The organism is Pseudaquabacterium rugosum (assembly GCF_038066575.1).
In the GTDB taxonomy this organism is placed as follows: Bacteria; Pseudomonadota; Gammaproteobacteria; order Burkholderiales; family Burkholderiaceae_C; genus Pseudaquabacterium; species Pseudaquabacterium rugosum.
Genome location: NZ_JBBUTF010000004.1, coordinates 1 through 15136, shown reverse-complemented (window position 1 = coordinate 15136; position 15136 = coordinate 1). Strand labels below are relative to the sequence as shown.

At 71.9% G+C, this 15136-nt stretch carries 13 protein-coding genes and 1 pseudogene; 13 read left to right on the top strand and 1 reads right to left on the bottom strand.

Annotated elements, in window-relative coordinates; all coding sequences use genetic code 11:
- Nucleotides 1–441 precede the first annotated feature (441 nt).
- The 7 genes from AACH11_RS04500 to AACH11_RS04470 all read left to right on the top strand — a co-directional run bounded on the left by AACH11_RS04500 (nt 442) and on the right by AACH11_RS04470 (nt 7125).
- A complete protein-coding gene (locus tag AACH11_RS04500) occupies nt 442–1305 on the top strand; it encodes a flagellin N-terminal helical domain-containing protein (RefSeq protein ID WP_341373009.1) in 864 nt (287 codons plus the stop codon).
- Nucleotides 1306–1468: 163 nt separating this feature from the next.
- Complete coding sequence (locus AACH11_RS04495) at nt 1469–2323, top strand: flagellin N-terminal helical domain-containing protein (RefSeq protein ID WP_341373008.1); 855 nt, start codon at nt 1469–1471, stop codon at nt 2321–2323.
- Nucleotides 2324–2750: 427 nt separating this feature from the next.
- Nucleotides 2751–3617 (top strand): flagellin N-terminal helical domain-containing protein, encoded by an 867-nt coding sequence (locus tag AACH11_RS04490; protein WP_341373007.1) that lies wholly within the window; start codon nt 2751–2753, stop codon nt 3615–3617.
- A 178-nt stretch (nt 3618–3795) separates the two neighbouring features.
- Nucleotides 3796–5259, top strand: coding sequence for a flagellar filament capping protein FliD (gene fliD, locus AACH11_RS04485; protein WP_341373006.1), 1464 nt, complete (start codon nt 3796–3798; stop codon nt 5257–5259).
- A 298-nt stretch (nt 5260–5557) separates the two neighbouring features.
- Complete coding sequence (gene fliS / locus AACH11_RS04480; RefSeq protein ID WP_341373005.1) at nt 5558–5983, top strand: flagellar export chaperone FliS; 426 nt, start codon at nt 5558–5560, stop codon at nt 5981–5983.
- Nucleotides 5984–6010: 27 nt separating this feature from the next.
- On the top strand, nt 6011–6310 hold the full coding sequence (locus AACH11_RS04475; protein ID WP_341373004.1) for a flagellar protein FliT: 300 nt from the start codon (nt 6011–6013) through the stop codon (nt 6308–6310).
- A 62-nt stretch (nt 6311–6372) separates the two neighbouring features.
- Nucleotides 6373–7125, top strand: coding sequence for a flagellar brake protein (locus AACH11_RS04470; RefSeq protein WP_341373003.1), 753 nt, complete (start codon nt 6373–6375; stop codon nt 7123–7125).
- Here the strand turns inward: AACH11_RS04470 and fliE are convergent.
- The gene (gene fliE, locus AACH11_RS04465; RefSeq protein WP_341373002.1) at nt 7106–7435 is read right to left on the bottom strand and encodes a flagellar hook-basal body complex protein FliE; all 330 of its coding nucleotides are present in this window, start codon (nt 7433–7435) and stop codon (nt 7106–7108) included. The genes AACH11_RS04470 and fliE overlap by 20 nt on opposite strands.
- Before the next feature lie 205 nt (nt 7436–7640).
- Between fliE and fliF the strand changes: the two genes are divergently transcribed.
- The 6 genes and pseudogenes from fliF to AACH11_RS04435 form a co-directional block, all read left to right on the top strand.
- A complete protein-coding gene (gene fliF, locus AACH11_RS04460) occupies nt 7641–9395 on the top strand; it encodes a flagellar basal-body MS-ring/collar protein FliF (RefSeq protein WP_341373001.1) in 1755 nt (584 codons plus the stop codon).
- Between the two features lie 117 nt (nt 9396–9512).
- Nucleotides 9513–10508 carry a flagellar motor switch protein FliG gene (gene fliG / locus AACH11_RS04455; RefSeq protein WP_341373000.1) on the top strand — a complete coding sequence of 332 codons (996 nt, stop codon included), beginning with the start codon at nt 9513–9515 and terminating at the stop codon, nt 10506–10508.
- Complete coding sequence (locus AACH11_RS04450) at nt 10495–11670, top strand: FliH/SctL family protein (protein WP_341372999.1); 1176 nt, start codon at nt 10495–10497, stop codon at nt 11668–11670. Before fliG ends, AACH11_RS04450 begins: the two co-directional genes overlap by 14 nt.
- Nucleotides 11660–13159, top strand: coding sequence for a flagellar protein export ATPase FliI (fliI, locus tag AACH11_RS04445; RefSeq protein WP_341372998.1), 1500 nt, complete (start codon nt 11660–11662; stop codon nt 13157–13159). Before AACH11_RS04450 ends, fliI begins: the two co-directional genes overlap by 11 nt.
- 118 nt (nt 13160–13277) lie before the next feature.
- Complete coding sequence (gene fliJ, locus AACH11_RS04440) at nt 13278–13754, top strand: flagellar export protein FliJ (protein WP_341372997.1); 477 nt, start codon at nt 13278–13280, stop codon at nt 13752–13754.
- Between the two features lie 46 nt (nt 13755–13800).
- Nucleotides 13801–15136, top strand: a pseudogene (locus AACH11_RS04435) (hypothetical protein); the annotation flags it as partial.

Here is a 15136-nt window from a genome sequence, read left to right as displayed (position 1 = left end):
GCCCGGCAGCGCCGCCCACCGGCCACCCGGGCCCCGGAGACTTCCGGACATACCCCGACGAAGGGCGCCTTTCTCGCCCTCGACGCCGGCCACTTGAGCGATTTTCACGGGCGCTCACGCCCAGTTCCTCACGAACGACAAGGTTTTCAATCTTGACAGCGCCCCGATAAAGGCAGCGGAAGATCCTCAAGTCTCACGGATCACGGGCCGATACCCACACCAACGGGTGGTTTGAAAGAGCCCCCCGCGGTCCGGTTAGCCGGCCGACGGAGTCGAGGGATGGCGCAAGCCAGCAAATCCCCGATCACCGGAGGCGACTAGCGCGGGCGTGCCGCACAGCCAACCCGCTGGGCGGCAGGCGAAGGAGACGGTGCAACCCCACCGTCGCCGGAGTAACGCCGGCGCTCCCGCCGGGATTTGTCAGCCAGAAAGGAAACGACCGTGCCTCAGATCATCAACAGCAACATCGCATCCCTGAACGCCCAGCGCGCGCTGTCGAACTCGCAGCTCTCGCTCGGTGTCTCGATGCAACGTCTGTCCTCCGGCCTGCGCGTCAACAGCGCCAAGGACGACGCCGCCGGCCTGGCCATCGCCGAACGCATGACCTCCCAGGTGCGCGGCATGAACGCCGCCGTGCGCAACGCCAACGACGGCATCTCGATGTCGCAGACGGCTGAAGGCGCGCTCGGCAAGGTCAACGACTCGTTCCAGCGCATGCGGGAACTGGCCGTGCAGGCCGCCAACGCCACGAACAGCAACTCCGACAAGGACTCGCTGGACAAGGAATTCGGCGAGCTGGCCAAGGAAATCCAGCGGGTGCTGGGCAACACCTCGTTCAACGGCCAGCACGTCCTGGGCGCGGACGCCGGGGCCCACACCTTCCAGGTGGGCGCCAACACCACCTCGGATGACACGATCGACATCGTGACGACCGACCTGACCGCGGAGGCCACCATCACCGCGGTGGCCGGCACCGACAACACCGGTGCCGGTCGTGCGGTGATCGACAACACCGCGGACCTGAGCACGATCCAGGGCGTCATCGACAACATCGACACCGCGATCAACACCATCAGCACCGAGCGCTCGGTGATGGGTGCCTCGCAGTCGCGCTTCGACTCGGTCGTGGCCAACCTGCAGATCTCGGTGGAGAACCAGTCCTCGGCCCGCAGCCGCATCATGGACACGGACTACGCGTCGGAAACGGCCAACCAGAGCCGTGCGTCGATCCTGGGCCAGGCCGGCAACGCGATGATCGCGCAGGCCAACCAGCTGCCGCAGCAGGTGCTGTCGCTGCTGCGCTGAAACCGCGCCGCACACGTCGCCCGGTGGTCCAGGCAACACCGCGCCGGGCGACGTGCCCCTCATCACCTCAGGACCCTCAAGCATCGGTCCGAAAGGACGATAAGACCTGCCAAGGCGGCTGACTTTCGCCGTGCCAGGGTCTTCAAGTGACCAGGAGCTGTTCGTGCCCCAGATCATCAATTCCAATATCGTCTCGCTCAACGCCCAGCGCAACCTCAGCAATTCGCAAGGTGCGATGAACACGGCGATGCAACGCCTGTCCTCGGGCCTGCGCGTCAACAGTGCGAAAGACGATGCCGCAGGCCTGGCGATCGCCGAGCGCATGAGCGCCCAGACGCGGGGCATGAACGTCGCCATCCGCAACGCCAACGACGGCATCTCGCTGACGCAGACCGCCGAGGGCGCGCTCGGCAAGGTCGCCGACTCGCTGCAGCGCATGCGGGAGCTGTCGGTGCAGTCGGCCAACGCGACCAACAACACCTCGGACCGCGAGTCGCTGGACAAGGAGTTCGGCGAACTGTCCAAGGAGATCCAGCGCGTGCTGGGCGGCACCTCCTTCAATGGCCAGAAGGTGCTGGCCAGCAGCCAGGAGGAGCTGACCTTCCAGGTCGGGGCCAACAACAGCGAGAACGACACCATCTCGGTGGCGATGACCGACCTGACCGAGGACACGACGATCACCGCCGTGACCGGCGAGGATCCGAGTGCGGAGGGCGCGACCTACATCGCGTCGGCGGCCACCGCCACGTCGATGATCGACAAGATCGACACCGCGCTCGACACCGTGAACGAGCAACGCGCGACGATGGGTGCCTCGCAGGCCCGCTTCGAGGCGGTGATCTCGAACCTGCAGATCGGCGTCGAGAACCAGAGCGCGGCCCGCAGCCGCATCATGGACACCGACTACGCGGCCGAGACCGCGAACCAGAGCCGCGCCAACATCCTGCAGCAGGCCGGCAACGCGATGGTCGCGCAGGCCAACCAGCTGCCGGCCCAGGTGCTGCAGCTGCTGCGCTGAACGCGCGACGCCGGCCGCTGACCACCACCGGCAGCGGCCCCTGACCTTCGCGGTCAGGCCCTCTCCCCTCCAGGGCGCCAGCCCATGGCCGCACGAACGCGCGGTCATGGCCTGGCGCCTTGTCGTTTCCGGCCGCGCCAGCACGGGTGCCGGCCGCGCCTCAGCCGGGCACACCGGCCACACCGGCCGCGAACTGGCCCGGCTTTGACGGGCATATCGGCCCACCGGCCACAGGCCGCCGTTCCCACAATCGACTCCATCGCCTGAATCGTCAGCGCGCCCGGCATCCGCGGACTTCCCACGTCCCACGGCCCCGGCACACCGACGACGCAGGCCCCCGCACAGGACCCGCCTGACCGGCGATCCGGGCGGACGCACCATCCGGTCGGGCCCATCCCGGCCACGAGTCATCATCAGGAGCGGCACCATGCCCCAGACGATCAACACCAACATCGCTTCGCTGAATGCGCAGCGCAACCTGGCCACCTCGCAGGGCCAGCTGTCGGTGGCGATGCAACGGTTGTCGTCGGGTCTGCGCGTGAACTCGGCCAAGGACGACGCCGCAGGTCTGGCGATCGCCGAGCGCATGAACTCGCAGGTCCGCGGCATGAACGCGGCCATCCGCAATGCCAACGACGGCATCTCGATGGCGCAGGTGGCCGAAGGCTCGCTCGGCAAGGTGGCCGACTCGCTGCAGCGCATGCGCGAACTGGCGGTGCAGTCGGCCAACGCGACCAACAGCGACTCCGACAAGGACTCGCTGGACAAGGAATTCGGCGAACTGGCCAAGGAAGTGCAGCGCGTGCTCGGCGGCACCACCTTCAACGGCAAGTTCATCCTGGGCTCCGAAGCCCAGGCGATGACCTTCCAGATCGGCGCCAACACCGACACCAGCGACACGATCGACCTGACGACGCAGGACATGACGCAGGACCCGACGATCACCGCGGTGGCCGGCACCGACAACACCGGCGCCGGCCGGGCGGTGATCGACTTCTCCACCGACGTCGACGCGATCCACGGCGTGATCGACAACATCGACTCGGCGCTCGACACCGTCAGTGCCCTGCGGGCGACGCTGGGCGCCTCGCAGTCGCGCTTCGACTCGATCATCAGCAACCTGCAGATCTCGGTCGAGAACCAGTCGGCCGCCCGCAGCCGGATCATGGATGCCGACTACGCGTCGGAAACCGCGTCGCAGAGCCGCGCCAACATCCTGCAGCAGGCCGGCAACGCGATGGTCGCGCAGGCCAACCAGATGCCGCAGCAGGTGCTGCGCCTGCTCGGCCAGTGACGCGGCCGGCCCCGGTGCCGGCTCGCCCGCCTCTCGTCCATCGGGCCCGGCACTGCCGGGCCCTTGTCGTTTTCCTGACAGGCGCTGGCACACGGTGGCCACGCCGCGTTCAAGTCAGGCCGCCCGCCGCCGATTCACCCAGCATCGGTCCCGTCTCGGGACGCACCGGGGAGCCACCATGGCCACCAGCAACCTCAGCGCCTTGTCCAACGTCACCGGCACGCTCAGCTCGGCCGGCATCGGCAGCGGCCTGAATGTCGAGTCCATCGTCAGCCAGCTGATGGCCATCGAGCGCCGCCCCCTCGACAGCCTGGAGGAGCGCGCCGGCAAGCTCAAGACCACGCTGTCGGAGGTCGGCAAGCTGCAGAGCAACTTCTCGGCGCTGCGCGACAAGGCGCAGGCGCTGAGCAGCCTGACGCTGTGGAAAGGCACGACGGCCAGCAGCGCGGACGCCTCCAGCGTCAGCGTCAGCTCCAGCAGCGGCGCGACGGCCGGCAGCTATGCCGTCAAGGTCGAGCGTCTGGCCAGCACGCAGACGCTGACCAGCGCGGCGCTGGACAGCAAGGACGCGACCCTGGGCGCGGGCCGGCTGACGATCGAACTCGGCCGTTATGCCGATGACGGCAGCTTCAGCGCCAAGTCCGGCAGCAGCGCGGTGTCGATCGAGATCCCGCCCGAGGCATCGACCCTGGCCGAGGTGCGCGACGCGATCAACACGTCCGAGGCCGGTGTCGTCGCCGCGCTGGTCACCGATGCCTCCGGCACCCGGCTGTCGCTGCGCTCGAAGGAGACCGGCGCGGAGAACGCCTTCCGCGTCAGCGTGGCCGAGACGGTCGACGACGGCGAGACCGCCGCGGGCCTGTCGCGCCTGGCCTATGACGCCGGCGGCAGCTCGGGCATGACCCGCACGGCCACCGCCGTCGACGCCGCGGCCACGATCAACGGCATCGCCGTCAGCTCGGCCAGCAACACGCTCGGCCAGGTCATCGAGGGCCTGAGCTTCACGCTGCGCAAGACCACCGCCGCCGACGACAGCGTGGACATCACGGTGGCCACCGACACCGAGGCGGTGAAGAAGGCGGTGACCGACTTCGTCAGCACCTTCAACACGCTGGCCAGCTACATCCGCACCGCCACCGCCTACAACGCCGGCACCAAGACCGGCGGGCCGCTGCAGGGCGACCAGGGCGTGCTGTCGCTGCAGTCCCAGCTGCGGGCGGCGATCAACCAGGGCAACAGCAACACCAGCCGCTGGTCCACGCTGTCGCAGATCGGCATCACGATGGGCACCGACGGCACGCTGTCGACCCACGCCGGCAAGCTCGACGATGCCCTGGGCAATCTGGGCGAGCTCCGGAAGCTGCTGGCCGACAGCGGCGACAGCACGGCCAGCACCGGCTTCGCCAAGCGCTTCCAGCAGATCGGCGACGCGGTGCTGGGCTCTGACGGGGCGATCACCACGCGCAACCAGACCCTGCAGCGGGCGGTGGACAACAACACCAAGTCTCAGGAGTCGGCCGAGCAGCGGCTGAACAACACCGAGGCCCGGCTGCGCAAGCAGTACCAGTCGCTGGACTCGACGATGACGAAGATGCGCACGACCAGCGGCTACGTCAGCAGCCTGTTCACCTCGTCGTCCTGAGCCCGACCCCGGGCCTGCCGCGGGGCCGCCCGTGCCCCGCCTGTTCCCCGCCACACGCACCGCCGCCGCACCGCCGCCGCTTCACCGGCGCGTCCCCGGCGCGGAAGCCGGCCGCCGTCCGGCGGCACCCGGCAGCACCCGGCAGCGTCCGGCCATCCCGCCGGAACCGTGGCCGCACGGGCGTCGACGGTGCCGCCAGCGCCCGCAGCCTGCACTCAAGTCACAGGGTGGCAGGTCGATAAAACAGCCACACGCCGCATCACTTCCAGCCGACGACACCATGTTCAGCGCCAGCCCCATGAGCCCCAACGCACGTGCCCGCCAGTTCGCCGGCGCCTACCACCATGTGGGCGTGCAGGCCCAGGTGGCGACGGCCACGCCGCATGGCCTGGTGGCGCTGCTGTTCGAAGGCTTCTTCGCCGCGGTGGCGCGGGCCCGCGGCGCGATGCGTCACGGCGACATGGCCCTCAAGGGCCAGGCCATCGGGCATGCGGTGCGCATCGTCGACGAGGGCCTGAAGGCCGCGTTGAACATCGAGGCGGGGGGCAAGCTCGCGGCCGATCTCGCCGATCTGTATGCCTACGTCGCGCTGCGTCTGACCCAGGCCAACCTGCGCAACGACGAGACGGCGCTCGACGAAGCCTGTTCGCTCATCACACCGCTGCACGAGGCCTGGATGGCGATTGCCGACGAAGTCGGCCACGTGCACGCCGCCGCCCTGTGACCCCGCCGTCCGCGCAGGAGACACCCCATGACCCAGAGTCTGCTCAGCTACTACGAAGCGATCGAGAAGGCCAGCGCCGACATGCTCGAGGCCGCCCGGGCCGGTGACTGGAACCATGTCATCAAGCTCGAAGGCGCCTGTGTGCTGCTGATCAGCCAGTTGAAGAACGCCGCACGCAGCAGTGCGCTCAGCAGCGAGGAGGCGCAGCTGAAGTCACGCATCCTGCAACGCGTGCTGGTCAACGATGCCGAGGTCCGGCACCTGGCCGAGCCGTGGCTGGAAGACATCGACAAGATGCTGCAAGGCCGGCCCAAGACGCTGCACTGAGCCGCGGCAACGCGGTCTCCCGGATCTCCCCACCCCCGGCCCATGGTCCACGGTCCCGACGGATGAGCACAGCCGACGACCCCCTCGACGCCCGGGCGGCCTTCCGCTGCGACGACCCGCAGCAGATCCGCGACTGGCTCGGGGCGCTGCACCGCGAGGCCGCCGCGCTGGCGCTGTGCGGCCCGCAGGGGGCACCGCTGCCCGCCACGCTGTGGGCGCTGGACGATGAACGCGGCCGCCTGCACCTGGATGTCGAGGTGACGGATCCGGGGCTGGACGCGTTGATCGACGCCGACGAGGTCACCGTCGTCGGCCATCTGCAGGCCGTTCGCCTGCAGTTCGACCTCAGGGGCCTGCTGCTGGTGCACCGGCCGCGGGCCGTGTCGCTGCAGGCGGCGGTTCCGCGCTCGGTGTACCGCTTTCCGCGCCGGGCCTGGCGCCGGCTCGAAGCCCCGGCCGGCGCGACCGCGATGGCCCGCCTGCGTCACCCCGGCTGGCCGGAGATGCAGCTGGCGCTGCGCATCGTCGACATCGGACTCGGCGGCTGCGCCCTGCTGCTGCCCGACGACGTGCCGCCCCTGCCGCTGGGCATCCGGGTGCACGGGGTGCGCATCGCGCTCGACGAGATGACCGGCTTCGACGCGGCGCTGCAGCTGCAGCATGTGACCGCCGTGGGCGGTGAAGCGCCGGCGCGGCGCCTGGGCTGCGCCTGGGTGGACCTGGGCGACGACGACCGGCGACGGCTGCAGCACTGGATCGAGCGCGGCCAGCGGCGCTGGCCACGGCCGCCCGACCTCAGACCTGCATGTTCATGATGTCCGAGTAGGCCTGCACCAGGCGGTTGCGCACGCTGAGCACCGCCTGGAAGCCGATCTGCGTCTTGTTCATCGCGACCATGGTCTGCTCGATGCTGACCGTCGGGTTGCCCAGCTGCAGCTCCCGCTGCAGGGCCGAGGTCTCGAGCTGCGCGTCGCTGACGGCCTTGACCGCATCGGCCATCGCCGTCTGGAAGCTGCCCTGCTCGGTCGGGGCCACCTCCGTCGTCTTCAGCGGACGGCCGTCCGTGCCCAGGCCCGCCAACGCGGTGGCACGCGCGAAATCGAAGGGCTTGAGCGAGACGTTCATGGCAGGGCTCCCGTTGCCGAGACTGTAGGGGCACCCGCTCGGCCATGTGGCGGCGAACTGAAGCAGGAACTGCGGGCTGTTCACCCCTTGTTCGCCCGGGTCGCGGCCGAACAATCCGGCGCCATACCCCTCATGCCCTGCTCCAGGTCCACCGTGGCCACCGGATCGGGGTCCTGCCGCCGACTCTCGCCGACGCCGCGCCACCATGGCCTCAGCCCTCGCCTCCACCTTGCCCGCGGGCAGTGCCGGCAGCCTCGAACTGCTGCCGCCGGACGCCACGCCGCCGCTGGCCCCCAGCCCGCTGCAGCGCCTGCGCGAGCTGCCGGCGCGCCGCAAGTGGCAGGCCGCGGCCGGTCTGGCCGCGCTGGTGGCCGTCGTCGTGGCGCTCGTCAGCTACAACCAGACCTCGCCCTATGCCCCGCTGTTCGCGGGTCAGGTCTCGGACAAGGACTCGGGCGCCGCGGTGGCCGCGCTGTCCCAGCTCAACGTGCCCTACAAGGTCGGCGGTGACGGCCAGATCACGGTGCCGGCCGAGCGCGCCGGCGAGCTGCGCATGAAGATGGCCTCGGCCGGCCTGCCCAAGGGATCGGTGGTCGGCTTCGAGCTGATGGACACGCAGAAGTTCGGCCAGAGCCAGCAGCAGGAGCGCACCAACCTGCAGCGTGCGCTCGAGGGCGAGCTCACGCGCACGATCAGCACGCTGGCCGCGGTCGAGAACGCCCGCGTGCACCTGGCGCTGCCGCAGCAGAACGGCTTCTACCGCGAGCAGGTCAAGCCGAGTGCGTCGGTGGTGGTCACGCTGCGCCAGGGCCAGATGCTGGAGAAGAACCAGGTCGCCGGCATCATCCACCTGGTGTCCTCCAGCGTGCCGGACCTGTCGGTCAAGAGCGTCAACGTGATCGACCAGGACGGCAACCTGCTGACCGGCGACGGCGCCCGCAACCGCGAGGACCTGACGCTCAAGCAGCGCCAGCACGTGGCCCAGGTCGAGGCCACCTACATGAAGCGCGTGCAGGAGATCCTGGAGCCGGCCGTCGGCAAGGACAACCTGCGCGTGGCGGTGACCGCCGACATCGACTTCTCCGAGAGCGAGCAGGCCAGCGAGGTCTACAAGCCCAACCAGGCGCCCGAGAACGCGGCCGTGCGCAGCCAGCGCAGCCTGGAGACCCAGGGCAATGGCCAGCTGGCACCGACCGGCGTGCCCGGCGCGGCCAGCAACCAGCCGCCGACGGCCGCCGCCGCGCCGCTGACCGGTGCCTCGGCACCACTGCAGGGCGCGCCGCTGGGCGGCACCGGCGGCAACCTCAAGCGCGAGAGCCAGATCAACTACGAGGTCGACAAGACCGTGCGCAACGTGCGCAGCCAGGGCCACCAGATCCGCCGCGTGACCGCGGCCGTGCTGGTCAACTACCGCCCGCCGGTGGCCGACCCCAAGGCCAAGACCGAGCCCAAGCCGACGCCCCCGAGCGAGGAAGACCTCAAGAAGCTGACCGCGCTGGTGCAGGAGGCCGTGGGCTACAGCGCCGACCGGGGCGACTCGGTCAAGGTCGAGGCCCTGCCCTTCCACGTCGACGTCCCGGTGGGCGTGGGCGGGCCGATCTGGCAGCAGCCCTGGGCGATCCAGACCTTCCGCGACTGGGCCATCCCGGCGGCCCTGACGCTGATCGCGATGGTCATGATCTTCGGTGTCATCCGCCCGGCGCTCAAGCCCGAACCCGAGCCGGAGCCCGAGCCTGAACCGGAGATCGCCCAGCTCGAGGCCATCGTCGACGATGCCCCTGAGGAAGACGAACAGCCCCAGGACCCGATGGCGCTGGAGGCGCCGATCATCGAGGCACGGCTGGTCAATGCCCGCGACCTGGCGAAGAACAACTCGCTGGCGGTGGCCAACATCCTCAAGGCCTGGATGGCCGGCGAGGAGGTCGACCTGAGCAAGCAGCCGGGCGCCCCGCAATCCTGATCTCCCGACGGGTGCCGACCAGAGGCGCCGCGCCCCGGACGGCGCGCGCATGGCAAGGTCGGCAGCCCCGACGGCCCCGAGACGACCGAACCGACAGACCGCACTGGAGCACGCACGATGGACGACAAGGGTGTGGAGGACGCGGCCATCCTGCTGATGTCACTCGGCGAGGAAGAGGCCGCCGAAGTCTTCAAGCACATGGCGCCCAAGGAGGTGCAGAAGCTCGGCGAGACGATGGCGCGGCTGAAGATCGTGCCGCGCAAGCGCCTGGCCGAGGTGATGGAGCGCTTCTCGCAGGTGGCCATCGAGCAGGCCGCGCTGGTGCCCGACACCGACGAGTACCTGACCGCCGTGCTGCGCAAGGCCCTCGGCGAGGACAAGGCCAACCTGCTGCTCGACCGCATCCTGCAGGGCAACGACGTCACCGGCATCGAGGGCCTGAAGTGGATGGACCCGCAGACGGTGGCCGAGCTGCTGCGCAACGAGCACCCGCAGATCGTCGCCGCCATCCTGGTGCACCTGGATCCCGACCATGCCAGCGCGATCTGCAAGTGCTTCACCGAACGGCAGCGCAACGAGGTGCTGATCCGCGTGGCCACGCTCGACGGCATCCAGCCGATGGCGCTCAAGGACCTCAACGAGGTGATGAGCAACCTGCTGGCCGGCGGCGAGCGCATGCGCAAGTCGACGCTGGGCGGCGTGAAGTCGGCCGCCGAGATCATCAACCTGCTGGGCAGCAGCTACGAGTCCACGGTGATGGACTTCGTGCGCGAGAGCGATGCCGATCTGGCGCAGAAGCTGATGGACAACATGTTCGGCTTCGACGACCTGATCAACCTCGACGACAAGGGCATCCAGGCCGTGCTCAAGGAAGTGCAGACCGAATCGCTGGTGCTGGCGCTCAAGGGCGCGACGCCGGAGATGCGCGAGAAGGTCTTCCGCAACATGTCCAGCCGCGCGGCCGAGACGCTCAAGGAAGACCTGGACGGCCGGGGCCCGGTGCGGGTCTCGGACGTCGAGTCCGAGCAGAAGGAAATGCTGAAGATCGTCCGCCGCCTGGTCGACGAGGGCACGATCATGCTGGCCACCGGAGGCGCCGATGAGTTCCTCTGATCCGCAGGCCGCCCAGGCGCTGGCCGCAGCCGCCGCACGCGGCATCAGCTACGGCAACTTCATCCCCGAGGAGGAGCTGCGCCAGCTGTCCAGCCGCGCCTGGCTCCCGGGCCGCTTCACCCAGCCGGCGACGCTGGCGGTCGACCACGGCCAGCCGATCGCCGACCTCGGCGGCCAGCACCGGCCGCGCCCCAGCGAGCAGACGCTGCTGCCGCAGCTCGGCGCCGCGGCGGGCACCACCACCCTGACGCGCCCGCGCCTGCCGGGCGAGATGCCCGATCTGGCCGCGCTGGCCGCGGCCGCCCGCGCCGCCGGCCTGATCGGGGCCGCCGACATGGACGCGCTCGACCTGGACGCGACGGCCCCGGCGGCCGGCGCAGGCCGGGCTGCGGGTCTCGGTGCGGGCGCCAGTGCGGGCGCCGGCACCGCCGCGGCCACGCCCCCCGGCCCGGCCGAGGTCCGCCCCAGCCCCCGCGAGGCGCTGGCGGCCGAACTGCTGGCCGAGCTCGGAGCCGAGCTGGAGGCGGCCCACGCCCAGGCCCTGGCCGAGGCCTGCACCCAGGCGCGCGAGGACGGCCGGCTGGCCGGGCTCGAAGAGGGCCTGGCCCGCGGCCGCAGCGAAGGCGAGGCCGGGCAGCGCGAGGCGGTGCGCGCCGAGGTGCTGGCCGAGCTCGACACGCTGCACGAGCGTCTGCAGGCCGAACAGGCCGCTCACTTCGGTCGTCTGGTGGCCCAGCTCGACGATGAGCTCGGTGCGCTCGAACAGCAGCTGGCCGCCGCCGTCACCCGCATCGCGCTGGAGCTGGGCCGCCAGGTGGTGCGCGCCGAGCTGGCGTTGCAGCCACAGCGCGTGGCCCAGGTCGCCGAAGAGGCGCTGCAGAGCCTGCTGCACGGCGCACGCCACATCCGCGTGCGCCTGCATCCGGACGATCTCGCGCTGGTCGAGGCCGGCTGTGCCGACCTGCTGACGGCCCGCAGCGCCCGCCTGGTGGCCAGCCCGACCGTCGAGCGCGGCGGTTGCCTGGTCGAGTCCGATGCCGGCACCGTCGATGCGCGCATCGGCGAGCGATGGGCGCAGGCGGTGCAGGCCATGGGCGGCCAGACACCGTGGCACGCACCGGCCGACACCGCCGCCGATCCGCCCCCCGCCGATGCACGCTGAGCCCATGGACCCACAGGCCCGTCTCGATGCCGATCTCGATCGCGCGCCGGACCTCGCGCCCGACGCGGTCGCCGGATCCCCGCTGGACCCCGGCGCCTCACCGCGCCTGCAGCGCTGGCAGCACTTTCTCGACGATCTGCAGGCCCGCGCCGGCTGGCGCCAGGAGCTGCCCAGCCACGGCACGCTGGTGCGCGTGACCGGTCTGGTGATGGAGGCCGCCGGCGTGCTGGCCCCCGTGGGCGCGGTCTGCGAGGTGCGCGGCGACAGCGGCCCGCCGGTGCTGGCCGAGGTGGTCGGCTTCCACGGCGACCGCGCCTTCCTGATGGCCACCGGCGAGGTGCACGGCCTGCACAGCGGGGCCAAGGTCAGCCCGCGCGCCACGCCCAACGCGCCACCGCTGCTGGGCCGCGACAACCCGCTGTGGCGCCGCACCGAGGACCGCGGCCTGCACCTGCCGATGGGCGACGGCCTGCTCGGCCGCGTCATCGATGCCCACGGCGAGCCGATGGACCGCGCCGGCCCGCTGCGGGGCGTGCGCGACGAGCCGATGAGCCGCCGTCCGATCAACGCGATGGACCGCGACCCGGTGCGCCAGCCGCTGGACACCGGCGTGCGCGCGATCAACGCGATGCTGACGGTGGGCCGCGGCCAGCGCATCGGCCTGTTCGCCGGCACCGGCGTGGGCAAGTCGGTGCTGCTGGGCATGATGGCCCGCTACACGGCGGCCGACGTCATCGTCGTCGGCCTGATCGGCGAGCGTGGCCGCGAGGTCAAGGAGTTCATCGAGGACATCCTGGGCGAGGACGGCCTGCAGCGCAGCGTGGTGGTGGCCGCCCCGGCCGACGCGCCGCCGCTGGTGCGCATGCAGGGCGCCAGTTACGCCACGGCGATCGCCGAGCACTTCCGCGACGAGGGCCGCCACGTGCTGCTGCTGATGGACAGCCTGACCCGCTTCGCCCAGGCCCAGCGCGAGATCGCGCTGGCCATCGGCGAGCCGCCGGCCACCAAGGGCTATCCGCCGAGCTGCTTCGCCAAGCTGCCGCAGCTGGTCGAGCGCTCGGGCAACGGCCTGCACGGCGTGGGCTCGATCACCGCCTTCTACACCGTGCTGTCCGAGGGCGACGACCAGCAGGACCCGATCGCCGACGCCGCCCGCGGCATCCTGGACGGCCACATCGTGCTCAGCCGCGACCTGGCCGAGTCGGGCCACTACCCGGCCATCGACGTCGAGAAATCGATCAGCCGGGTGATGACCAGCGTGGCCGACCGCGAGCACATCGAGGCCGCGCGCCGCACCCGCGCGCTGCTGGCCAAGCTGACCAAGGCGCGCGACCTGATCGCGCTCGGCGCCTACGCCCCCGGCCACGATGCCGAGCTGGATCTGGCCGTACGCCTGCAGCCGCAGCTGCTGCAGCTGCTGCAGCAGGGCATGCACCAGCGGGCCGGGCTCGACGACAGCCGCCGCCAGCTGCAGCAGCTGCTGAACTGAGCCGCCGCGCCGCACGGAGCCGGCACCCGCGGCCGGCCGCGACATGGGCCCGAACAGGACCGCCACGCGCCCCCAACTCCACCCGCCGCGGCAAGCCTGCGCGCGCTGCAATCCCCTCATGAATCCGATCGCCGCCCTGCAGATCCTGCTTGAACGTGCCGAACAGGAGCGCGATGCCGCCAGCGCCGCGCTGCGCCAGGCCGAGGCCATGGTGGAACGCGCGCAGCACCAGGCCCGCCAGCTCGAACAGTACCGGGGCGACTACGACCAGCGCTGGACCCGCCAGTTCCGCACCCAGGGCACGCCCGAGCTGCTGCATTGCCGGCAGTCCTTCGGCGAGCGGCTGGACCTGGCCATCGGCCAGCAGCAGACCGAGGTGCGCAACCTGGGCAACCGGGTGCAGCGGGCGGCCGACCTGCTGCTGGAGCGCGAACGCCGCGTGGCCGCCGTGCGCAAGCTGATCGAACGCCGCCAGCAGGAGCTGCGGCTGCAGGCCGACCGCCGCGACCAGCGCCAGACCGACGAAGCCGCCCAGCGCGCCCGCGCCACGCGCGAACCGCAGCCGCAGCGCGACATCGCCGGCCTGCACGGCTGAGCCCGCCCTGCCCCACCCTGACGCCCACACGCCCACGAGAGCCCCGATGTCCGCCACCCCGATCGCGACGAGCTTCCTGCTGACCAGCGTCCGCACCACGGGCGCCACCGGTGCCCACGCCACGGCCGCCACCGGCACCCCCGGCGACAGCGGCGACACCGGCACGCAGCGCTTCCTGCGCCTGCTGGCGGAAAGCCGTCAGGGCCTGCTGCAGCAGGCGAGCCAGGCCGCGGACCCACGGGCCACGGCCGCGGCCACGACGCTGACGACGGCCACGGCCGCACCGGCCCCCGGCGCGCGCTCGACCCTGGCGCTGGCCACGCGCGAAGCCGCCGCCAGCGGCCGCAGCGGCGCCTCCGGCGACGGCACGGCGGCGCCCGCCTTCGCCTCCCGGTCCGGCCCCTCCACCGGGTCCGCCGGCCTGACGGGCAGCCGGCCCGCCGGGTTGCCGCCGGGCCCCGTGCCGGCCACCGCCCGTGCGAACACACCCGCACCCGCCGCCGCCAACACCAGCAGCACCGTCGACCCTGACACCGCCACCGCCGCCCCGTCGGCCACCGCCACCGCGGACAGCCCCGCCGAGCCGACGGCCGACGACGCGACATCGACACGCAACAGCCGCCAGACCGGCCGCCCCGCCCCGCGTGCGCGCAGCGACGACGCGGGCGCCAGTGCGCGCCAGGCCGCCCATGCGCGCACCGCCGCGGCCAGCGGCCCGTCGGCCGCCACCGCCGCCGCCGCCGCCAGCGACAGCACGGCCGCGGCCACCGCCACGGCCGACGACACCCCCGCCACCGCCGACGACGCGTTGAAGACCGACGGCAGCACGGCCCTGGACCAGGCGCTGCAGATGCAGGCCCTGATCGGCCAGGCGCTGGCCAGTGGCCAGCCCACGGAAACAACGGCCGCGACGGCCGCAGCCGGCCTCGATGCGGCCGCCGCCGCCGGCGACGCGGCCACGGCCACCGCGGCCCTGATCGGCAACGGCAACGGCGGCGGCAGCCGCGGGGCGGGCGCCGGACGGGCGGACCGCGGCAGCGCCCGCGACGGCACGGCGGCGGTCGCCGGGTCGACGTCGGCCTCGGCATCGACCTCGGCGATGGCCGCCGCCGCGTCCGGGTCGGCGGGCGACGGCGCCCTCTCGCCCTCGGCCGCCGACACGGCATCGGCCACCGGCGCGGCCACGGGTGCGGCCACCGACGCCCCCGGCCGCGAGACCGGCGCGGACACCGGCCCCGCCGGACGCCCGGCGGACACGGCCGCGACGGCCGCCGCCCACGCCGGCCTGCCGGTGGCACCGCCCCCCGGCGGCCCGGTCGGCCCCGAGGCCGGCGCCGCCTTCGCCGGCCGTGGCGGCGGCCGCGACACCGTGGACGCGGCCG

What these genes read in the sequence shown, in the direction of transcription:
- AACH11_RS04490 (WP_341373007.1), top strand. Translation starts at nt 2,751, where the DNA reads ATGCCCCAGACGATCAACACCAACATCGCTTCGCTGAATGCGCAGCGC.
- fliD (WP_341373006.1), top strand. Translation starts at nt 3,796, where the DNA reads ATGGCCACCAGCAACCTCAGCGCCTTGTCCAACGTCACCGGCACGCTC.
- fliS (WP_341373005.1), top strand. Translation starts at nt 5,558, where the DNA reads ATGAGCCCCAACGCACGTGCCCGCCAGTTCGCCGGCGCCTACCACCAT.
- AACH11_RS04475 (WP_341373004.1), top strand. Translation starts at nt 6,011, where the DNA reads ATGACCCAGAGTCTGCTCAGCTACTACGAAGCGATCGAGAAGGCCAGC.
- AACH11_RS04470 (WP_341373003.1), top strand. Translation starts at nt 6,373, where the DNA reads ATGAGCACAGCCGACGACCCCCTCGACGCCCGGGCGGCCTTCCGCTGC.
- fliE (WP_341373002.1), bottom strand. Translation starts at nt 7,435, where the DNA reads ATGAACGTCTCGCTCAAGCCCTTCGATTTCGCGCGTGCCACCGCGTTG.
- fliF (WP_341373001.1), top strand. Translation starts at nt 7,641, where the DNA reads ATGGCCTCAGCCCTCGCCTCCACCTTGCCCGCGGGCAGTGCCGGCAGC.
- fliG (WP_341373000.1), top strand. Translation starts at nt 9,513, where the DNA reads ATGGACGACAAGGGTGTGGAGGACGCGGCCATCCTGCTGATGTCACTC.
- AACH11_RS04450 (WP_341372999.1), top strand. Translation starts at nt 10,495, where the DNA reads ATGAGTTCCTCTGATCCGCAGGCCGCCCAGGCGCTGGCCGCAGCCGCC.
- fliI (WP_341372998.1), top strand. Translation starts at nt 11,660, where the DNA reads ATGCACGCTGAGCCCATGGACCCACAGGCCCGTCTCGATGCCGATCTC.
- fliJ (WP_341372997.1), top strand. Translation starts at nt 13,278, where the DNA reads ATGAATCCGATCGCCGCCCTGCAGATCCTGCTTGAACGTGCCGAACAG.